Below are 18,781 nucleotides of genomic sequence, written 5' to 3'. Positions count from 1 at the left end.
GATGAGGCCCTTGAGGGCGCCATCGCCGGCAAGCCGGCTCCTACAGTTCATTTTGCGGCCGACACCCGCCACACCTTGTTCCCCACATCATCGGCCACCAGCAAGTCCCCCTGCTGATCAATTACCACACCCACCGGCCGACCCATGGCCTTCTCGTCTTTATCGAGAAACCCGGTCAGCACGTCTACCGGTTGCCCTTTGGGCTGGCCACCCTCGAACGGCACAAAGATCACCTTGTAGCCACTGTGTGGCTTGCGGTTCCACGACCCATGCTGGCCGATAAACACCCCGTTGCTGAACTGCGCCGGTAGTTTATTACCCTCGGCAAACGTCAGCCCCAATGACGCCGTATGCGGGCCCACGGCGTAGTCCGGCGCAATGGCCTTGGCCACCAGGTCCAGGTTCTGCGGCGAAACGCGCACATCCACGTGCTGCCCGTAATAACTGAAAGGCCAGCCGTAGAAAGCGCCATCCTTGACCGACGTGATGTAGTCCGGCACCAGATCACTGCCGATTTCGTCGCGCTCATTCACCGCCGTCCACAGCTTGCCCGTCTGCGGCTCCCACGCCATGCCATTCGGGTTGCGCAGGCCGGAGGCGAAGATGCGGTGCTGACCCGAGGCGCGATCCACTTCCCAGATCGTCGCCCGACCTTCTTCCGCTTCCAGGCCGTTTTCGCCAACGTTGCTATTGGAGCCAACGCTCACATACAGCTTGCTGCCGTCTTTGCTCGCTACTACGTTCTTGGTCCAGTGGTGGTTGATGCTGCCGCCTGGCAGGTCGACCACTTTGGTGCCGGCTTCCTTGATCGTGGTTTCGCCCGGCTGGTAGGGGAAACGCAGCAGTTTGTCCGAGTCCGCCACGTACAAATCGTTGCCGACCAGGGTCATGCCGAACGGTGAGTTCAGGTTCTCCAGGAACACCGTGCGCGTCTCGGCAACGCCGTCGTGGTCGGCATCGCGCAGCAATGTGATGCGGTTCGGGCTCGGCACACCGGCGCCGGCGCGGCCCATGACCTTCTCCATGACCCAGCCGCGAATCCCTTTGGCGTCATCCGGTTTGGGCGGTGCATTGGTTTCGGCCGCCAGCACATCGCCGTTGGGCAGCACATACAGCCAGCGCGGGTGGTCCAGCCCTTCGGCGAACGCGGCCACCTGGGTGCCAGCGGCCGCCGTGGGTTTTGCACCCTCAGGCCAGCCGATCGCCGGGGCGATGTTGACGGTCGGGATCAGTGTCTTGTTCGGTTCGGGCAACTTGGGCGAAGGGCCGGTGCCATCGGACACCTGCAACGTTGAGCTTTCACCGCAGGCGGCGAGGGTGCCTGCGAGCATGATCAGCAAGGCGAGTCTGGTTTTATGCATGGTGTTCTCCTTGATACCTATAAGGGTAGAGGAGTGCGGCGGTCCGATGGTTCAAGTGCGAGGCCAGCTTTAATTGACGCTCCACCCCCAACCCACTAACCTTCGCGGCTTGTTCCAGGTGCTCTGTGGCGCATGCGTCGACAGGGTGAAACAGGGAAGCCGGTGAGTGAGCGCACTTGTACACAGTGCTGCCGCGATTCCGGCGCTGCCCCCGCAACGGTAAATGAGTCAAGACGCTGCCTTTTGCCACTGTATCGCGCGCGATATGGGAAGGCGCAACGTCGGCCAGCTCGCTCTTTTCATCAGGGCAGGGCGCCACTCATGAGCCCGGAGACCGGCCCGGAGCATCCAACAGCATCACGGTGGGCGATGCTTGGCTATCTGTATTGTCTTTTTCCTGCCCGCCGTTTTTGTCCAGCCCCAACGGAGAGCTGCCATGACCGATTCCCCCGACCGCGACGAACGCCACCTGGCGCGCATGCTGCGCAAAAAAGCCGTGATCGACGAGCGCATCGCCAACTCCCCCAATGAATGTGGTTTGCTGCTGGTATTGACCGGCAACGGCAAAGGCAAGAGCAGTTCCGCATTCGGCATGCTGGCCCGGGCCATGGGCCACGGCATGCAGTGCGGCGTGGTGCAGTTCATCAAAGGGCGTAACAGCACCGGTGAAGAGTTGTTCTTCCGCCGCTTCCCCGAGCAAGTGCGTTTCCACGTCATGGGCGAAGGCTTCACCTGGGAAACCCAGGACCGCCAGCGCGACATCGCCGCCGCCGAAGCCGCTTGGGCGGTGTCCCGCGAACTGCTGCAAGACCCGGCCATCGGCCTGGTGCTGCTGGATGAGCTGAATATCGCCCTCAAGCACGGCTACCTCGACCTGGACCAGGTGCTCAGCGACCTGCAAGCCCGCCCGCCGATGCAACACGTGGTCGTCACCGGCCGTGGCGCCAAACCCGAATTGATCGAAATGGGCGACACCGTCACCGAAATGGGCATGCTCAAGCACGCGTTCCAGGCCGGTATCAAGGCACAGAAGGGCGTCGAACTTTGAATCAGCCCCGTCATTGCCCGGCCGTCTTGATCGCCGCACCGGCGTCCGGCCAGGGCAAAACCACCGTCACCGCTGCGCTGGCCCGGTTGCACCGCAACCTGGGGCGCAAGGTGCGTGTGTTCAAATGCGGTCCGGACTTCCTCGACCCGATGATCCATGAGCGCGCCAGTGGTGCGCCGGTTTATCAGCTGGACATGTGGATGGTGGGCGAGCAGGAAAGTCGCCGCCTGTTGTGGGAAGCGGCCGGTGAAGCCGACCTGATCCTCATCGAAGGCGTGATGGGCCTTTTCGACGGCACCCCCTCCAGCGCCGACCTGGCGCGGCACTTCGGCGTGCCGGTACTGGGCGTGATCGACGGCACCGCCATGGCCCAGACCTTCGGCGCCCTGGCCCTGGGCCTGGCGCGTTATCAGCCGGACCTGCCGTTTGCCGGCGTGCTGGCCAACCGCGTCGGCACCTTGCGCCACGCGCAACTGCTGGAAGGCAGCCTGACTGAAGGCCTGCGCTGGTATGGCGCATTGTCCCGTGAAACTGGCATCGAACTGCCCAGCCGACACCTGGGGCTGGTGCAAGCCAGCGAATTGAATGACCTCGATGTACGCCTGGACGCCGCCGCCCAGGCCTTGGGCAGCAGTTGTGAGGTTGCACTGCCACCTCCGGTAACCTTTGCCGCACCCGAAGTGATCGTGGCCGAGCCGCTGCTCGAAGGCGTGCGTATTGCTGTGGCCCGCGACGAAGCCTTCGCCTTTACCTACGGCGCCAGTCTCGACCTGCTACGCGCGATGGGGGCCGAGTTGCACTTCTTCTCGCCGATCCATGACCACCAATTGCCAGACGCCGACAGCCTCTACCTGCCGGGCGGCTACCCGGAATTGCACCACCAGGCGCTGTCGCAAAACACCCCGATGCTCGACGCCATCCGCGCTCATCATGCTGCCGGCAAACCCTTGCTCGCCGAGTGCGGCGGCATGCTGTACCTGCTCGACTCGCTGACCGATGTCGAGGGTACCCGCGCCGAACTGGTGGGCCTGCTGCAAGGCGACGCCGTGATGCAAAAGAAACTCGCGGCCCTGGCCCTGCAGAATGTCGAGCTGCCCGAAGGCACGCTGCGCGGCCATACCTATCACCACTCCCTCACGACCACCGAGTGGCAGCCGATTGCCCGTGGCCTGAGCCCCAATGGTGGGCGTGGTGCCGAGGCGGTTTTCAGACAGGGGCGTATGACCGCGTCCTACGTACATTTCTATTTTCCATCCAATCCCGTGGCAGTGGCCGCCTTGTTTGCGCCAGACCAGGAAGCCGCCATCGCAGGCAAGCCAGCTCCCACAATGTACCGAGTTGAAACCCCATCCAATGTGGGAGCGGGCTTGCCCGCGAAGAGGCCATGACTGACAACGCCTTCCCCGAAGCCGACCGCGATGCCATCTACCGCGCCATCGCCGAACGCCGCGACATGCGCCATTTCAGCGGTGGCACCGTCGCCCCTGAATTGCTGCACCGTTTGCTCCAGGCTGCCCATCAGGCCCCCAGCGTCGGCCTGATGCAACCCTGGCGCTTTATCCGTATCAGCGACCGCCAACTGCGTGGGCAGATTCAACAACTGGTGGAAGAAGAGCGCGTACGCACCGCCGAGGCGTTGGGCGAACGCTCTGATGAGTTCATGAAACTCAAGGTCGAAGGCATTCACGACTGCGCCGAAGTGCTGGTCGCGGCGTTGATGGATGACCGCGAGCGCCACATCTTCGGCCGTCGCACTTTGCCGGAAATGGACATGGCCTCGCTGTCCTGTGCCATCCAGAACCTGTGGCTCGCCGCCCGCGCCGAAGGCTTGGGCATGGGCTGGGTCTCGCTGTTTGAACCCCAGGCCCTGGCCGATCTGCTGGGCTTGCCGCCTGGCGCAAAACCTTTGGCGGTGCTGTGCCTGGGGCCGGTGGCCGAGTTCTATCCGGCACCGATGTTGCAGCTCGAAGGCTGGACCGAGCCTCGGCCGCTGAGTGACATGTTGTATGAGAATGCGTGGGGAGTGAGTCAATGAGTGTGGCCTTGCTGTGTGTCGCTGCGGTGGCGCTGGATGCGCTGCTGGGCGAGCCCAGGCGCCGGCATCCACTGGTGGCGTTCGGCAATTTTGCCGGGCGCATCGAGCAGCGTTTCAACACCGGTGGGCGCGGTTGGCGCAGCCATGGCGCGACTGCGTGGTTTATCGCAGTAGTGCCGTTGACCCTGCTGGCCACGGCGCTGTCGTGGGCGCCGTATATCGGTTGGGTACTGGAAATCCTCGCGCTGTACTGCGCCCTCGGCATGCGCAGCCTCGGTGAGCATGTGATTCCGGTGGCGCAGGCCCTGCGCAGCGATGACCTGGACGAAGCGCGCAAACGCGTCAGCTACCTGGTAAGCCGCCAGACCAGTGAATTGGACAGCACCGAAGTCGCCCGCGCCGCTACCGAATCGGTGCTGGAGAACGGCAGCGACGCGGTGTTTGCCGCGCTGTTCTGGTTTGTGGTGGCCGGTGTGCCGGGCGTGGTGCTCTACCGCTTGAGCAACACCCTCGATGCCATGTGGGGTTATCGCAACGAACGCTTCGAACGTTTCGGTTGGGCAGCGGCCAAGATCGACGACGTGCTCAACTACATTCCTGCACGCCTGGTGGCCTTGACCTACGCCGTACTCGGCAAGACCCGCCTGGCCCTCAAATGCTGGCGCACCCAGGGCCCGACCTGGGACAGCCCCAACGCCGGCCCGGTGATGGCGGCGGGTGCCGGCGCCCTGGGTGTGGAGTTGGGCGGCGCTGCGATCTATCACGGCGAAGTGCACCATCGCCCGCAATTGGGCGAAGGCCCGGCGGCGGATGCCGATTCCATCGACCGGGGCTGGCAACTGGTGCAGCGCGGCGTATGGTTGTGGCTGCTGATCCTGTGCGCGGGGGCGCAATTCTATGCTTGAACACGGTGGCCGGCTGCGCAAGGCAGCGATTCAGTACGGGATTGCCGAAGCCGACTGGCTCGACCTGTCCAGCGGCCTCGCGCCCTGGCCGTGGCCGATCCCGGAGATCCCGTTGCGCGCCTGGGCACGCTTGCCCGAAACCGATGACGGCCTGGAGCAAGCCGCCAGCGAATACTACGGCGCTGCGCACCTGTTGCCGGTGCCCGGTTCCCAGGCGGCCATCCAGTTGCTGCCACGCCTGCGCCGTGCCGGCAAAGTCGGCGTGTTGTCGCCGTGCTATGCCGAACACGCCGAAGCCTGGCGTCGCGCCGGCTATGTGGTGCGCGAGGTGCAGGAGCAGGAAGTCGACTTCTTCCTCGACGGCCTCGACGTGCTGGTGGTGGTCAACCCCAACAACCCCACCGGCCTGAGCCTGTCGCCGCAACGCCTGCTGGACTGGCATTCGCGATTGGCCCAGCGCGGCGGTTGGCTAGTGGTGGATGAAGCCTTCATGGACGTCACCCCTCAATTGAGCCTGGCGGGCCAGGCCCACCAGGTTGGCCTGATCGTGTTGCGCTCGTTTGGCAAATTCTTCGGCCTGGCCGGGGTGCGGCTGGGCTTTGTGCTGGCCGAGCGCAAGCTGCTCAAGTTGCTGGCCGAACAGGTCGGCCCCTGGGCAGTCAGCGGGCCAACGCGCGTGTTGGGTCAGGTGTGCCTGCGCGACACTGCCGGCCAGGCCCGGCAACGCACGCGTTGCATCGAGGCGGGCCGACGTCTGTTTGCCTTGCTCGAGCGCCACGGTTTTCAGCCCCAGGGCGGCTGCGCGTTGTTTCAATGGTTGATCACGCCCCACGCTGAACGCATGCACGAATTCATGGCCCAGCGCGGCATTCTGCTGCGGCTGTTTGTCCATGACAGCAGCCTGCGCTTCGGCTTGCCCGACACCGAGGCCGACTGGTTGCGCCTCGATGAGGCCCTGGCCGCCTACAAGGAAGCTTCATGAGTACATTGATGGTGCAGGGCACCACGTCCGATGCCGGTAAAAGCACCCTGGTGACCGCCTTGTGCCGCTGGTTGGTCCGCCAAGGGGTGGCGGTCGCACCGTTCAAACCGCAGAACATGGCGCTCAACAGCGCCGTGACCGCCGAGGGCGGCGAGATCGGTCGCGCCCAGGCCGTGCAGGCTCAGGCCGCCAACCTGGCACCCCACACCGACATGAACCCGGTGTTGCTCAAGCCCAACAGCGACACCGGCTCCCAGGTGATCATTCACGGCCGCGCGGTCACCAGTATGAACGCGGTCGCCTATCACGACTACAAAGCCATCGCGATGCAGGCGGTGCTGGCCTCGCACGCGCGGTTGAGCCAAGCCTACCCGGTGGTGATGGTGGAAGGCGCCGGCTCCCCGGCAGAGATCAACCTGCGCGCCAATGACATCGCCAACATGGGCTTCGCCGAAGCCGTGGACTGCCCGGTGCTGCTCATCGCCGACATCAATCGCGGCGGCGTGTTTGCCCACTTGGTCGGCACGCTGGAGTTGCTGTCGCCCACCGAGCAAGCGCGGGTAAAGGGCTTCATCATCAACCGTTTTCGTGGCGATATTGCCTTGTTGCAGCCGGGCCTGGATTGGCTGGAGGCGCGCACCGGCAAACCGGTGGTGGGCGTTTTGCCCTATGTGATGGATTTGCACCTGGAAGCCGAGGACGGTATCGACCGGCGCCAGATCGACAAGGCTGCGCAGGTGCTCAAGGTAGTGGTGCCGGTGCTGCCGCGTATCAGCAACCACACGGATTTCGACCCGCTGCGCCTGCATCCCCAAGTGGACTTGCAGTTCGTCGGCCCGGGCCAGCCTATTCCCGCTGCCGACCTGATTATTTTGCCGGGCTCCAAAAGCGTGCGCGCCGACTTGGCGTACCTGCGTGCCAATGGCTGGGACAGCGCCCTGGCGCGGCATCTGCGCTACGGCGGCAAGGTGCTCGGCATCTGCGGCGGCTTGCAGATGCTCGGTGAGCAGGTGCATGACCCGCTGGGCCTGGAAGGGCCTGCCGGTTCCAGCGAAGGGCTGGGTCTGTTGGCGTTCAGTACGACCCTCGAAGAAGAAAAACAGCTGCGCAACGTTCGTGGCCGTTTGCTGCTTGAAGACGCCGAGGTCAGCGGCTATGAGATTCACGCCGGCGTTACGACGGGCGATGCCCTGTTGCACGCCGCCGTGCAACTGGACGATGGCCGCAGCGACGGCGCCAGGAGCGCGGACGGGCAAATCCTCGGCACCTACCTGCACGGGCTGTTTGAAACCCCGGCGGCGTGCAGCGCCTTGCTGCGCTGGGCCGGGCTGGTGGATGTGCAGGAGGTGGATTACCACGCGCTGCGCGAACGTGATATCGAGCGCCTGGCGGACCTGGTGGAAAACCATCTGGATACCGAGTTGCTGCGCACGCTATGTGGAATCTGACCATGCGACTGCGAACCTCCTCGTGTATTAACGTTGACGATCATCGCCGGCAAGCCGGCTCCTACAGGGTTGCAGCATGCATCAACTGATTTTGGGTGGTGCCCGCTCCGGCAAAAGCCGCCTGGCCGAAAAACTCGCCAGCGACAGTGGCCTGCCGGTCACCTACATCGCCACCAGCCAGCCGCTGGATGGTGAGATGAATGCGCGTGTCGCGCTGCATCGCCAGCGTCGCCCCGACCACTGGAGCCTGGTCGAAGAACCGCTTGAACTGGCGCGCGTCCTGCGGGAAAACGCAGCCGCTGGGCAATGCCTGCTGGTGGACTGCCTGACCCTGTGGCTGACCAACCTGCTGATGCTCGAAGACGGCGAGCGCCTGGCGATCGAGCGCGACCAACTGCTGGACACCCTGGCGTCGTTGCCGGGTGAAATCATTTTTGTCAGCAACGAGACCGGTCTGGGTGTCGTGCCGCTGGGCGAATTGACTCGCCGCTATGTGGATGAAGCCGGTTGGCTGCATCAAGCCTTGGCCGAGCGGTGTCAGCGCGTTGTCCTGACGGTCGCCGGCCTGCCCCTGACTTTGAAAGGTACTGCGTTATGACTGACACCTGGTGGCTCAACCCCTGCAAAACCATCGACGCCTCGGCGCACGCTCAAGCGCTGGCGCGCCAGCAGCAATTGACCAAACCGGCCGGTTCCCTCGGCCAACTGGAAGCCTTGGCGGTGCAATTGGCCGGCTTGCAGGGCACGGTCAAACCGTCGGTGGACTCGCTTTGGATCGCGATCTTTGCCGGTGACCACGGGGTGGTGGCGGAGGGCGTGTCGGCTTTCCCGCAGGAAGTCACCGGGCAGATGCTGCACAACTTTGTCACCGGCGGTGCGGCCATCAGCGTATTGGCGCGGCAACTGGATGCGCAGTTGGAAGTGGTCGACCTGGGCACGGTAACGCCTGCGCTGAACCTGCCGGGCGTGCGCCACCTGAACATCGGTGCGGGCACGGCCAATTTCGTCAACGGCCCGGCGATGACCGAGGCTCAAGGACGGCTCGCCCTGCAAGCCGGCCGCGACAGCGCACGCCGTGCGCTGGAAAGCGGCGCCCAGCTGTTTATTGGCGGTGAGATGGGGATCGGCAATACCACGGCGGCAAGCGCGCTGGCGTGTGCATTGCTGGCCTGCCAGGTCAGCGACCTGACAGGCCCGGGCACCGGCTTGAACGCCCAGGGCGTGAGCCACAAGGTGGCGGTGATCGAGCGTGCATTGGCCCTTCATGCGGGGCAGCGCGGCGATGCGTTGCAGACCCTCTTCAACCTGGGTGGTTTTGAAATCGCCGCGTTGGTCGGCGCTTACCTGGCCTGTGCCCAGGAAGGCATCGTGGTGCTGGTGGACGGGTTTATCTGCAGCGTGGCGGCGTTGGTCGCTACTCGCCTGAACCCGGCATGTCGCGAGTGGCTGGTGTTTGGCCATCGTGGGGCCGAACCGGGCCATCGTCATGTGCTGCAAAGCCTTGAGGCGCAGCCGCTGCTGGAACTAGGCCTGCGTCTGGGCGAGGGCAGCGGTGCGGCGCTGGCGGTGCCGTTGTTGCGCCTGGCGTGTGCGTTGCACGGGCAGATGGCGACCTTCGCCGAAGCCGCCGTGGCTGACCGCCCGGCATGACCTTGCACCTGGACCTGCTGCGTCACGGCGAAACCGAACTGGGTGGCGGCCTGCGCGGCAGCCTTGACGACGCACTGACGGCCAATGGCTGGGCGCAGATGCGTGCCGCCGTGTTGCAGCAAGGGCCCTGGGACCGTTTGGTCAGCTCGCCGCTGCAACGCTGTGCGCGTTTTGCCGAGGAATTGGGCGAACGCCTGAACCTGCCGGTGAGTCTGGAGAAGGACCTGCAAGAGCTGCACTTCGGCGCCTGGGAAGGGCAGAGTGCTGCGACGTTGATGGAAACCGATGCTGAAGGGCTCGGGCTGTTCTGGGCCGATCCTTATGGCTTCACGCCGCCTGATGGGGAGCCGGTGCGTGACTTTTCCCACCGGGTTCTGGGCGCTGTCGTACGCTTGCATCAGGCGTATGCCGGGCAGCGTGTGCTGTTGATCAGCCACGGCGGGGTGATGCGTTTACTCCTGGCGCAGGCGCGGGGTTTGCCTCGTGAACAGTTGCTGAATGTTGAAGTCGGTCATGGTGGGTTGTTCCGCCTGCAGGTCACGGCAGGCGGTCAACTCAAGGAAGTGGAGTAGACATGCTGCCGTTCTGGATCGCCTTGCAATTTCTCAGCAGCCTGCCGATTCGTCTGCCGGGCATGCCGCAGCCTCGGGAAATGGGGCGTTCACTGCTGTTTTATCCGGTGGTCGGCTTGCTGTTCGGTGTGTTGCTGTGGGGGGTGAATACGGCGCTGATGGGCGCGCCACTGTTGTTGCACGCCGCGTTGTTGCTGACCGCCTGGGTGCTGCTCAGCGGTGGTTTGCACCTGGACGGTTTGGCCGACAGCGCCGACGCCTGGCTCGGCGGCTTCGGTGACCGCGAGCGTACGCTCACGATCATGAAGGACCCGCGCAGCGGGCCGATCGCCGTGGTCACACTGGGGCTGGTGTTGTTGCTCAAGTTCACCGCGCTGGTGGCGTTGATCGAGCAACACAACGGCGCGGCGCTGATCCTGGCTCCGCTGATCGGGCGCGCATCGCTGTTGGCGTTGTTCCTCACCACGCGCTACGTGCGGGTCGGTGGATTGGGCCAGGCGCTGTCGGATCATTTACCCAGGCTTGTCGGTCAACAGGTGCTGATCCTCAGCGGCTTGGGGTGCATCCTGATCGGTGGTTTCAGCGGCGGGATTGCCGTGCTGCTCGCTGCCCTATGCTTCATGGGGCTGCGCCAATTGATGGTCAATCGCCTCGGTGGCACCACCGGAGACACAGCCGGCGCGCTGCTGGAGCTACTGGAAGTGGCAGTGTTGGTCGGCTTGGCCCTGTAACACTTTCTTGCATTTCCTTAATCCCGGGTATATACACGCTCCATGCTTGCCTCCCAATGTTTATGCACAAACCTGCGTCGCGCCGCCCGTGGCGTCAGCAGGTATTACGACGGCGCTCTCGACGGCTTCGGGATCAACGTTGCCCAGTATTCTTTGCTGTGCAACTTGCAACGCCTCGACCAGCCGAGTATTTCCAGCCTGGCCGAAGCCATGGGCCTGGACCGCAGCACCCTGGGGCGAAACCTGCGGGTGCTGGAAGGTGAGGGCTTGGTGCAGATGGTTGAAGGTGATGACTTGCGCAACCGTCTGGTGTTGTTGACGGACGCTGGCATCGAACGGCTGGCGGCGGCGTTGCCGGCGTGGGAAGCGGCACAGCAGAAATTGATCGATCAACTGGGCGCGGAAAAGCGCGAAACCCTGTTGGCCTTGCTGGACGAACTCGCTTGAAGGCGAGTTTGTTCGAACACAAGCGGGTATATACCCGCGGCGGAGAATAAGAAATGACCTCGATGTGGCGCACCAGTGGCTGGGTTCTTTTGGGGAGTGCGCTGATCCTGGCGTTGTCCTTGGGCGTGCGGCACGGCTTCGGCCTGTTCCTGGCACCCATGAGCAGCGAATTTGGCTGGGGTCGCGAAACCTTTGCTTTCGCTATCGCCTTGCAGAACCTGATCTGGGGCCTGGCGCAGCCGTTTACCGGTGCCCTGGCCGACCGCTTTGGCGCGACCAAGGCGGTGTTTGTCGGGGGCGTGCTGTACGCCGCAGGCCTGGTGTTGATGGGCATGTCCGACTCGGCGTGGTCGTTGTCCCTGAGTGCCGGCTTGTTGATCGGTATCGGCCTTTCCGGCACATCGTTCTCGGTCATTCTGGGCGTGGTGGGGCGCGCCGTGCCTCCTGAAAAACGCAGCATGGCCATGGGTATTGCCAGCGCGGCCGGTTCTTTCGGCCAGTTCGCCATGGTGCCGGGCACCCTCGGTTTGATCGGCTGGCTGGGCTGGTCGGCGGCGCTGTTGGCGCTAGGCATGATGGTCGCGCTGATCCTGCCGTTGGTGGCCATGCTCAAGGACCGGCCGCTGCCGGTGGTGGTCGGTCAGCAGACGATGCGCGAAGCCTTGAAGGAGGCCTGCTCCCATTCCGGGTTCTGGCTGCTGGCCTTCGGCTTTTTCGTGTGTGGTTTCCAGGTGGTGTTTATCGGCGTGCACCTGCCAGCGTACCTGGTTGACCAACACCTGCCCGCGACTGTCGGCACCACGGTGTTGGCATTGATCGGCCTGTTCAACGTGTTCGGCACCTACACCGCCGGCTGGCTGGGCGGGCGCATGTCCAAGCCGCGCTTGCTGACCGGGTTGTACCTGCTGCGCGCGGTGGTGATCGTGTTGTTCCTGTGGGCCCCGGTGACCGAAGTCACGGCCTACCTGTTCGGCATGGCCATGGGCTTCCTGTGGCTGTCCACCGTGCCGCTGACCAACGGTACGGTTGCGACGTTGTTTGGTGTACGAAACCTCTCGATGCTCGGGGGGATCGTGTTCCTGTTCCACCAGTTGGGTTCGTTCCTCGGCGGCTGGTTGGGCGGGGTGGTCTATGATCGAACCGGCAACTACGATCTGATCTGGCAGGTGGCGATCCTGCTGAGCCTGCTCGCTGCTGCGTTGAACTGGCCGGTGCGTGAGCGTCCGGTGGCGCGCTTGCAAACCCAACTGGAGGCGGCATGAATGTAGCATTGCGGTTCCTGCTGCCGGTGGCGGCCATGCTGTTGCTGCTCCTCGCGTGGTGGGGCTGGCAGCACGGTGGGTTGGCGTTGATGCAACTGGGTATGTCGATCTGTTAAGTTCAGTGCCTGAACTCTTGCAAGGACACCCCACATGCTGAAGCGTTGGCTCGCTGTACCCGTCCTGATGGCTGCGTTTGGCGGCGTGGCCATGGCCGCTGATTGCCCGCCGTTGCTGGAAGGCCAACTGCCCAAGTTGCGCGCCAAGGAATCCATCGACCTGTGCCAGCACTTCGCCGGCAAGCCGTTGGTGATCGTCAATACCGCCAGCTTCTGTGGTTTTGCGCCGCAGTTCAAAGGTCTTGAAGCCCTGTACCAACGTTACAAGAGTCAGGGATTGGAAGTGATTGGTGTGCCGTCCGATGACTTCAAGCAGGAAGCCAAGACCGGCGAAGAGACGGCCAAGGTCTGTTATGTGAACTACGGCGTGACCTTCACCATGACCGAGCCGCAGAAGGTCAAGGGGCCGGATGCGGTGCACCTGTTCAAGGTGCTGGCGCAGCAGACCAGTGCGCCGAAGTGGAATTTCTACAAGTACGTGGTGGATCGCCAGGGCAAGGTGATTGCCAATTTCTCCAGCCTGACCAAGCCGGACAGCCCGGAGCTGATCAAGGCGGTTGAGCAGGCACTGGCTTCAAAGCCCTGATCATCGACCACTAAAAAGCCCCGCTTCCTTTGCAGGAAAGCGGGGCTTTTTTACACCGGTCTGAATCAGAAGGTGTAGGTCATGCCCAGGCCGAAACCGTTGGCACTGTTTTCGTATTTGGCGCGGTAGCTGGCCGTCGACGGAGCGGCAGCAGTCTGATTGACCTTGACGTCTTCTTCCTTCAGGTAGGAGTAAGCAAGGTCGATGGTCATGTTATCCATGACTTTGTAGCCCAGGCCCACGCTGAAGATTGTACGGTCACCGGTAGGAATGCGCGGCGAACGATCAGTGTTGTTGGTAGGCGACTGGTCGAACGTCAGACCCGTACGCAGCACCACCTGTTTGGTCAACTGGTACGAAGTACCCACGGCGTAGGCCCAGGTGTCGTGCCAGTCCTGTTTCTCGGTGATCGCCGTCAGCTGGCTTGGTGCCAGGCCACCGCCTGCAGCAGCGGTCACACCTTCGTTATTGACGGTGATTTCCTTCAGGCGGCTCCAGCGTGTCCAAGTGGCACCACCGTACAGTTTCCAGGCGTCGGTCAGGTCTTGAGTGACCGACAGATCGTAGGACTCAGGCGTTTCGATTTTCAGCGAAGCGTCGTAACGGTTGTTGCGCAGGAACGGTTGAGTCGCCGCCGGACCGCTGACGGTGGTGTGGCCGTCCAGTTTGTAGTTGACCTTCGAGTGGTAGGTCAAGCCCACGCGTGTGGTATCGGTTGCTTGAACCAGCACGCCGACGTTGAAGCCCAGGGCAGTATCGTCACCCTTGATTTTGACATTGGTGTCGCTGACGGCAGGGTTGAGGGTCTTGTCCGACTCCAGCACACCGGAGATCCGGTTAATGGTCGGACCAAAGCCGATGGAAACCCGGTCGTTGAATGCATAGCTGACAGTCGGCTGGAAGGTGATGACCTTCACTTCGCTCTTGCTGCCGAAGCCACGGCCCTGGAAGCCGCTTTCATAGTCGGTCACCAGGCCGAACGGTGCGTAGACACCGAAGCCGATGGCCCACTGATCATTGAGTTTGTTGGTGTAGAAGCCAAATGGCACCGCGGTGAACGGAACCATGTCACCTTTGTTGGAACCGCGAGAGTTGCCGCCGGTGTCGCTGATGTCAGTCGAGGCATCAATGGCCGCAACACCGCCCGTGATTTGCTGGCCATTCAGGCGAGCCATACCGGCAGGGTTACCGTAAACAGTGCTTGCATCATCGGCAGAAGAAGAGCGACCTGCGAAACCCGTACCCATCCCGCTGACGCTCTGTTCGTTCAGCGCGAAACCACTTGCGAACAGTTGGGAGGATGCCATGGCAACGGCGAGGCTAAGTGTGGTCTTGAGCATTACTTTTTTCATTATTAGAACTCCGTGGTGATCACCGCTGCGGAAAGTAACAATAAATTTAAGTTCGCGCTATAGGCTGTAATGCAGGAGATAGAGCAGTTTTGTAGGACAATCCGACCAAAATCAACGTTTTTAGCCGAATCTTGCAAAACGCCTGATCAACAAGTGACCTGATTCATGGGTGAAACACAGGTTTGCCAGGCTTGAGTGAAATCGCGCAGCCTTCCTTGTGGATGAAAAATTTCTTTCCAGATACGCGCCATCGCCAGAACATCTCCAGGCGCAGGCAATGCACGGGTGTGCTGTTCGACCAGCAGCCAGGCGATGGCGGTGGCGTAACGCAGGTTGACGGTGAGCTCAAGTTGCGGCGCGCTGAGAAAGGCATGCTGGCTGGCCAGCCCCCGCACCAGGCTGGCGCGTTCGGGGTCCAGGGCCAGGTAGTCGTCCCAGAGTGCGCGGTGACGAGGTTCAGTGATGCTGTACAGGCCATGGCCACGCCGGTCGTGCAGGGCCGAGCCCAGTTCCGATTGGCTGGCAGCAATGCCCAGCAGCAAGGATTCGGCCGCTTGGTCATCCCGGCCCAGGTACTTCAGCGTGGGCCTGATCACATAACGACACAATTCGCTGGCAGCGATACCCATACAAGCCTCAATCCGTGAAAGTGGTCGACGAGGCCTGAGAGAGGGGGCTTGGCAGCAGTGGATCGGATCTCAGGCCCGTCGCAAGCGGATCATGCCGCTTGAGTTGAAGTGTAGTGTCATATTTGCGATGTAAAGGACTGTTTTTAAAACATCTTCCTCATTTAGTTATAACGTTTATATCTATTCGGCCTTAGTGCAAAAACTCAAACCTTGAATTTCAGGCAATAAAAAAACCCTGCTTTTCAGGCAGGGTTTTTGGGTTTCAGCGACCTTGGTTGGTCAGGCAGTCAGAGCCTGACGGGTACGCTCGATCACGGCCTGCAGCGGTTCTGCGCTGGAGTATTGATCGGGGTACAGGCGTTCGCTGTGACGAGCGATGCCGTGTTCGTTGACCAGGGTGAAGCTGAAGCAGCCTTTGCGAGCGGCCATGATCAGGCAGTTCATTGGTGCAAAAGCGTTGGTGAGGGTGCGAATGGCATCCTGAGTGTGGATTTGAGCGTTCATGTTATGGGTGTTCCTACAAATGACACGGATTAAGAACCGTGCAACGTTAAAACGTTCCAGTAACGTTGATCACCATTGATCAAACGAAGAACCCGACTGGAACAAAGCAGCCAGTTTGAAGCGCTGATAAGTTAGGCGCGCTTGGGCTGGCAGGTAGGTACTTAGGAGGGCAGGCAACACAACAGGGGCAAAGGTTCTGGGCCCGGGGTGAAGATCCTGATCAATTTGCAGGTTGGTTCGGTCAGAGTATTGAGACTTCGCGACACCCTTTGCTTGTTCAAAGGCTGTGTCGTCGCAAGGCATACCTGGAAACCATCGAGGTGGTCGATCCCGTGTTGTTCAGGGGACGTGTTCGACCAGAATTGACTTTCAGCTTGGTACTAACGCGGCGGATGGTAACGGATTGAAACAAGGAAAGGAAGTGTGCTAGTCAAAATAATTCATTCAGGCACCCAGCAGCCCGCGATAGACCAGTACCGTGATTGCCGCGGCCAGCGAGCAGCCCAGCCCGTAGGCGGCCAGGGTCAGGCGCAGGGATTGGCCGGTTTCGACCACCTTCATCACATCGCGCATGTCGTTGATCCTGCCTTCGCCCAGCTCGATGCACAGGCTCACGGCAGTAAAGGCGGCCGACAGCAGGATGGCGATGGCGAACAATGCGCCGTCCGGGGAAGGCAGCACGGCATTGATGCCCAGCGAGATCACACAGACCGCCAGCAGCAGCAGGGCGAATAGCAGAATTCCTTTCATTGAGTCGCACAGGGTTGTGTGGTGGGTGAAGCAGTGTGGCGAGCCGGCGCGAATTTGAAAAGCACCTCGGTTTGGTCCGCCGGTAACATTTTTCCACCGTGTCGGATCAAAAAACGCCGATGATATAACCATCAGGTGGGTACTTGTGCACATTAGTTGCGGCGTGTGTAACCAAGCTGTCAAGTGCGATGAAGTGCCGCCAATTGCCTGCAATGGAAATTTAAGTCAATGAAAAATCTCGCTTTTTTTTATTGGTGAAAAAATCGTCAGTTTGACTGCGGCCCCCATTCCATGGGCCTTTGCGAGAGTTAAAGGGGGGTTGTCCACTGAGTTATCCACAGCTTCTGTGGATTTTCCCGAGCGCTTGCTCTAGAACGGGCGTGCAGGGTTTTTTCAGCTTTACCTGTGCGAAAAAAAGAGTAGAGTGGCGCGCCTTCCGTTCTGTCCCACAGTGCTTTATGAAGTTTCGCTCAGTATCACCTTCTGTTACCGACACTCCTCAAACTGTTACCGCCCCCAAGCGTTTCTCCTTGAAAGTTGCCTTGTGGTTGCTCGACAGCCCGCGCCTGGGCCATAACACCAACGTCAAACACTTCGCTGGGCGCTTGCTCAAGCAGCCGGCCCGTGAAGGCGTGGTGGCAGCCCAAAGCCGCCTGGGCCAATTGATGTGCCGTGAGTGCGGCAACGCCCGCGACCGCCGCATCGGCCACGACCTGCTGCGCCTGGCCGCCCGCGCCGGTGATCGCCGCGCCCAACGCGAGCTGGGCCAGGTCGAAGACTGAGCTGTCCTCGCGCCCCGCGCTTGGTTAACCTTGCACTTTTTCGGTAATGGCAGAAATGGCTATGGCTTTTGACTGGACCAGTATTGCCTTGGGTCTTGCTGGCGCAGCGGTGCCGTTGTTGGCTCTGTGCTGGCAGCTCCAGCAACGCCTGAGCGCACGCATGAGCGGTTGGGAGTTGCTCGAAGAGCGCCTGGCCATGGCGCAAATGGCCCAGGAAGGGCTGGCGGCCCAGTTGGATGCCAGCCGTGACGAGATCAGCGACCTGAGCCAGGCCAATGCCGCCAAGCAGGCTGATCTGGCCGCTGTGCGCCGCGAGGTCGAGCTGTTGCAGATCGACCGCGATAACGCCCGCGACGCGGCCCACGCCTGGAACCTCGACCGCAGCGCCAAGGACACCGAACTGCGCCGTCTCGACGCGCTGGCAGCGGCCCTGAGCGCCGAACTGCGCGAGCAGCAGGAAAGCCATCAACAACGCCTCACCGACCTGCAAGGTTCACGGGACGAGCTGCGCGCGCAGTTCGCTGAACTGGCCGGCAAGATCTTCGATGAGCGTGAGCAGCGTTTCGCCGAAACCAGCCAGGAACGCCTAGGGCAGCTGTTGGACCCTCTGAAGGAGCGCATTCAATCCTTTGAAAAGCGCGTCGAAGAGAGCTATCAGAACGAAGCCCGCGAGCGCTTTTCCCTGGCCAAGGAACTTGAACGCCTACAACAACTGAACCTGCGCCTGTCGGACGAAGCCACCAACCTGACCCGTGCCCTCAAGGGCCAGAAAACCCAGGGCAACTGGGGCGAGCTGATCCTTGAGCGCGTGCTGGAGCACGCCGGCCTGGAGAAGGGCCGCGAGTACCAGACCCAGGTCAGCCTCAAGGGCCCGGACGGCGAGCGTTTCCAGCCGGATGTGCTGATCATGCTGCCGGGCGACAAGCAGGTGGTGGTCGACTCCAAGGTCAGCCTCACGGCCTATCAACAGTATGTGGGCGCTGATGATGAGGTGATTGGCCAGGCAGCGCTCAAGCAGCACGTCTTATCCCTGCGCAATCACGTCAAAGGCCTGGCCGGCAAGGATTACAAACGCCTGGAAGGCCTGCACAGCCTGGATTTCGTGTTGCTGTTCGTGCCTATCGAGGCTGCGTTCTCCGCCGCGTTGCAAGCCGAGCCCAATCTGTTCCAGGAAGCCTTCGACCGCCATATCGTGATCGTCAGCCCCACCACCTTGCTCGCCACGCTGCGGGTGATCGACAGCCTGTGGAAGCAGGAACGGCAGAGCCAGAACGCCCGTGAAATCGCCGAGCGTGCCGGCTGGCTGTATGACAAGTTCGTGCTGTTTATCCAGGACCTGGATGAGGTGGGCAATCGCCTGCAGCAGTTGGACAAGGCCTACAGCGCTGCGCGAAACAAGCTGACAGATGGGCGCGGAAACCTGGTCAGTCGCACCGAGCAACTGCGCTTACTGGGCGCCCGTGCCAGCAAAAGTCTGCCCGCTGATCTGCTGGAACGTGCCATGACCGACGCCGACGGCGTCGCCCATCTCCCCGAATAAACAATGCGGTCGATGTGGGGGCGGGGGGGGGGGGGGGGGGGGGGGGGGGGGGGGGGGGGGGGGGGGGGGGGGGGGGGGGGT

General features: G+C 62.1%; 20 protein-coding genes and 1 riboswitch. Of the genes, 15 read left to right on the top strand and 5 right to left on the bottom strand.

Annotation, left to right across the window (positions count from 1 at the left end; translation table 11 throughout):
* Nucleotides 1-47 precede the first annotated feature (47 nt).
* Nucleotides 48-1,361 carry a PQQ-dependent sugar dehydrogenase gene (locus tag AC07SU_RS15860; protein WP_494997563.1) on the bottom strand — a complete coding sequence of 438 codons (1,314 nt, stop codon included), beginning with the start codon at nt 1,359-1,361 and terminating at the stop codon, nt 48-50.
* Nucleotides 1,362-1,460: 99 nt separating this feature from the next.
* Nucleotides 1,461-1,718, top strand: a riboswitch (cobalamin riboswitch).
* Nucleotides 1,719-1,797: 79 nt separating this feature from the next.
* Between AC07SU_RS15860 and cobO the strand changes: the two genes are divergently transcribed.
* From cobO to AC07SU_RS15795, 13 genes are all read left to right on the top strand, one after another.
* Nucleotides 1,798-2,409 (top strand): cob(I)yrinic acid a,c-diamide adenosyltransferase, encoded by a 612-nt coding sequence (gene cobO, locus AC07SU_RS15855; RefSeq protein ID WP_494997562.1) that lies wholly within the window; start codon nt 1,798-1,800, stop codon nt 2,407-2,409.
* Nucleotides 2,406-3,797 carry a cobyrinic acid a,c-diamide synthase CobB gene (locus tag AC07SU_RS15850; RefSeq protein WP_494997561.1) on the top strand — a complete coding sequence of 464 codons (1,392 nt, stop codon included), beginning with the start codon at nt 2,406-2,408 and terminating at the stop codon, nt 3,795-3,797. Before cobO ends, AC07SU_RS15850 begins: the two co-directional genes overlap by 4 nt.
* Nucleotides 3,794-4,444, top strand: coding sequence for a 5,6-dimethylbenzimidazole synthase (gene bluB, locus AC07SU_RS15845; protein WP_176996232.1), 651 nt, complete (start codon nt 3,794-3,796; stop codon nt 4,442-4,444). The genes AC07SU_RS15850 and bluB overlap by 4 nt, the downstream gene beginning before the upstream one ends.
* A complete protein-coding gene (gene cbiB / locus AC07SU_RS15840; protein WP_494997560.1) occupies nt 4,441-5,349 on the top strand; it encodes an adenosylcobinamide-phosphate synthase CbiB in 909 nt (302 codons plus the stop codon). Before bluB ends, cbiB begins: the two co-directional genes overlap by 4 nt.
* Complete coding sequence (gene cobD / locus AC07SU_RS15835) at nt 5,342-6,331, top strand: threonine-phosphate decarboxylase CobD (protein ID WP_494997559.1); 990 nt, start codon at nt 5,342-5,344, stop codon at nt 6,329-6,331. The genes cbiB and cobD overlap by 8 nt, the downstream gene beginning before the upstream one ends.
* Complete coding sequence (locus AC07SU_RS15830; protein WP_494997558.1) at nt 6,328-7,779, top strand: cobyric acid synthase; 1,452 nt, start codon at nt 6,328-6,330, stop codon at nt 7,777-7,779. Before cobD ends, AC07SU_RS15830 begins: the two co-directional genes overlap by 4 nt.
* A gap of 76 nt (nt 7,780-7,855) precedes the next feature.
* A complete protein-coding gene (cobU, locus tag AC07SU_RS15825; protein ID WP_494997557.1) occupies nt 7,856-8,377 on the top strand; it encodes a bifunctional adenosylcobinamide kinase/adenosylcobinamide-phosphate guanylyltransferase in 522 nt (173 codons plus the stop codon).
* On the top strand, nt 8,374-9,429 hold the full coding sequence (cobT, locus tag AC07SU_RS15820) for a nicotinate-nucleotide--dimethylbenzimidazole phosphoribosyltransferase (RefSeq protein ID WP_494997556.1): 1,056 nt from the start codon (nt 8,374-8,376) through the stop codon (nt 9,427-9,429). The genes cobU and cobT overlap by 4 nt, the downstream gene beginning before the upstream one ends.
* The gene (gene cobC, locus AC07SU_RS15815) at nt 9,426-10,001 is read left to right on the top strand and encodes an alpha-ribazole phosphatase family protein (RefSeq protein WP_494997555.1); all 576 of its coding nucleotides are present in this window, start codon (nt 9,426-9,428) and stop codon (nt 9,999-10,001) included. The genes cobT and cobC overlap by 4 nt, the downstream gene beginning before the upstream one ends.
* A gap of 2 nt (nt 10,002-10,003) precedes the next feature.
* Complete coding sequence (locus tag AC07SU_RS15810) at nt 10,004-10,732, top strand: adenosylcobinamide-GDP ribazoletransferase (RefSeq protein ID WP_494997554.1); 729 nt, start codon at nt 10,004-10,006, stop codon at nt 10,730-10,732.
* 42 nt (nt 10,733-10,774) lie between these two features.
* Nucleotides 10,775-11,179 (top strand): MarR family winged helix-turn-helix transcriptional regulator, encoded by a 405-nt coding sequence (locus AC07SU_RS15805; RefSeq protein WP_494997553.1) that lies wholly within the window; start codon nt 10,775-10,777, stop codon nt 11,177-11,179.
* A gap of 53 nt (nt 11,180-11,232) precedes the next feature.
* On the top strand, nt 11,233-12,441 hold the full coding sequence (locus AC07SU_RS15800; protein WP_494997552.1) for an MFS transporter: 1,209 nt from the start codon (nt 11,233-11,235) through the stop codon (nt 12,439-12,441).
* A 150-nt stretch (nt 12,442-12,591) separates the two neighbouring features.
* On the top strand, nt 12,592-13,143 hold the full coding sequence (locus tag AC07SU_RS15795; protein ID WP_494997551.1) for a glutathione peroxidase: 552 nt from the start codon (nt 12,592-12,594) through the stop codon (nt 13,141-13,143).
* Nucleotides 13,144-13,208: 65 nt separating this feature from the next.
* Here the strand turns inward: AC07SU_RS15795 and AC07SU_RS15790 are convergent, their stop codons facing one another.
* The 4 genes from AC07SU_RS15790 to AC07SU_RS15775 form a co-directional block, all read right to left on the bottom strand.
* The gene (locus AC07SU_RS15790) at nt 13,209-14,495 is read right to left on the bottom strand and encodes an OmpP1/FadL family transporter (RefSeq protein ID WP_494997550.1); all 1,287 of its coding nucleotides are present in this window, start codon (nt 14,493-14,495) and stop codon (nt 13,209-13,211) included.
* A 146-nt stretch (nt 14,496-14,641) separates the two neighbouring features.
* Nucleotides 14,642-15,124 (bottom strand): hypothetical protein, encoded by a 483-nt coding sequence (locus tag AC07SU_RS15785; RefSeq protein ID WP_176996221.1) that lies wholly within the window; start codon nt 15,122-15,124, stop codon nt 14,642-14,644.
* A gap of 279 nt (nt 15,125-15,403) precedes the next feature.
* Entirely contained in the window at nt 15,404-15,628 is a 225-nt protein-coding gene (locus AC07SU_RS15780; RefSeq protein ID WP_005790139.1) for a hypothetical protein, read from the bottom strand.
* A 444-nt stretch (nt 15,629-16,072) separates the two neighbouring features.
* Entirely contained in the window at nt 16,073-16,378 is a 306-nt protein-coding gene (locus tag AC07SU_RS15775; protein ID WP_176996220.1) for a hypothetical protein, read from the bottom strand.
* A gap of 458 nt (nt 16,379-16,836) precedes the next feature.
* On the opposite strand from AC07SU_RS15775, the gene AC07SU_RS15770 reads away from it, so the two are divergent.
* Nucleotides 16,837-17,160 (top strand): SEL1-like repeat protein, encoded by a 324-nt coding sequence (locus tag AC07SU_RS15770; protein ID WP_025855837.1) that lies wholly within the window; start codon nt 16,837-16,839, stop codon nt 17,158-17,160.
* Nucleotides 17,161-17,221: 61 nt separating this feature from the next.
* Nucleotides 17,222-18,700 carry a DNA recombination protein RmuC gene (locus tag AC07SU_RS15765; RefSeq protein WP_372339899.1) on the top strand — a complete coding sequence of 493 codons (1,479 nt, stop codon included), beginning with the start codon at nt 17,222-17,224 and terminating at the stop codon, nt 18,698-18,700.
* The last annotated feature ends 81 nt before the right edge of the window (nt 18,701-18,781 follow it).

This window comes from Pseudomonas sp. GW821-FHT05H12, from assembly GCF_059419385.1.
The sequence above is the reverse complement of the archived record's forward strand: the minus strand, read 5'-3'. Positions and strand labels throughout refer to the sequence as shown.

Excerpts from the sequence above, each read along its gene's own strand:
- cobU (WP_494997557.1), top strand. The coding sequence starts at position 7,856 with ATGCATCAACTGATTTTGGGTGGTGCCCGCTCCGGCAAAAGCCGCCTG.
- AC07SU_RS15780 (WP_005790139.1), bottom strand. The coding sequence starts at position 15,628 with ATGAACGCTCAAATCCACACTCAGGATGCCATTCGCACCCTCACCAAC.
- AC07SU_RS15790 (WP_494997550.1), bottom strand. The coding sequence starts at position 14,495 with ATGAAAAAAGTAATGCTCAAGACCACACTTAGCCTCGCCGTTGCCATG.
- bluB (WP_176996232.1), top strand. The coding sequence starts at position 3,794 with ATGACTGACAACGCCTTCCCCGAAGCCGACCGCGATGCCATCTACCGC.
- AC07SU_RS15775 (WP_176996220.1), bottom strand. The coding sequence starts at position 16,378 with ATGAAAGGAATTCTGCTATTCGCCCTGCTGCTGCTGGCGGTCTGTGTG.
- AC07SU_RS15765 (WP_372339899.1), top strand. The coding sequence starts at position 17,222 with ATGGCTTTTGACTGGACCAGTATTGCCTTGGGTCTTGCTGGCGCAGCG.
- AC07SU_RS15785 (WP_176996221.1), bottom strand. The coding sequence starts at position 15,124 with ATGGGTATCGCTGCCAGCGAATTGTGTCGTTATGTGATCAGGCCCACG.
- AC07SU_RS15795 (WP_494997551.1), top strand. The coding sequence starts at position 12,592 with ATGCTGAAGCGTTGGCTCGCTGTACCCGTCCTGATGGCTGCGTTTGGC.
- AC07SU_RS15805 (WP_494997553.1), top strand. The coding sequence starts at position 10,775 with ATGCTTGCCTCCCAATGTTTATGCACAAACCTGCGTCGCGCCGCCCGT.
- cobC (WP_494997555.1), top strand. The coding sequence starts at position 9,426 with ATGACCTTGCACCTGGACCTGCTGCGTCACGGCGAAACCGAACTGGGT.
- cbiB (WP_494997560.1), top strand. The coding sequence starts at position 4,441 with ATGAGTGTGGCCTTGCTGTGTGTCGCTGCGGTGGCGCTGGATGCGCTG.
- AC07SU_RS15860 (WP_494997563.1), bottom strand. The coding sequence starts at position 1,361 with ATGCATAAAACCAGACTCGCCTTGCTGATCATGCTCGCAGGCACCCTC.
- AC07SU_RS15810 (WP_494997554.1), top strand. The coding sequence starts at position 10,004 with ATGCTGCCGTTCTGGATCGCCTTGCAATTTCTCAGCAGCCTGCCGATT.
- AC07SU_RS15800 (WP_494997552.1), top strand. The coding sequence starts at position 11,233 with ATGACCTCGATGTGGCGCACCAGTGGCTGGGTTCTTTTGGGGAGTGCG.
- cobD (WP_494997559.1), top strand. The coding sequence starts at position 5,342 with ATGCTTGAACACGGTGGCCGGCTGCGCAAGGCAGCGATTCAGTACGGG.
- cobO (WP_494997562.1), top strand. The coding sequence starts at position 1,798 with ATGACCGATTCCCCCGACCGCGACGAACGCCACCTGGCGCGCATGCTG.
- cobT (WP_494997556.1), top strand. The coding sequence starts at position 8,374 with ATGACTGACACCTGGTGGCTCAACCCCTGCAAAACCATCGACGCCTCG.
- AC07SU_RS15830 (WP_494997558.1), top strand. The coding sequence starts at position 6,328 with ATGAGTACATTGATGGTGCAGGGCACCACGTCCGATGCCGGTAAAAGC.
- AC07SU_RS15770 (WP_025855837.1), top strand. The coding sequence starts at position 16,837 with ATGAAGTTTCGCTCAGTATCACCTTCTGTTACCGACACTCCTCAAACT.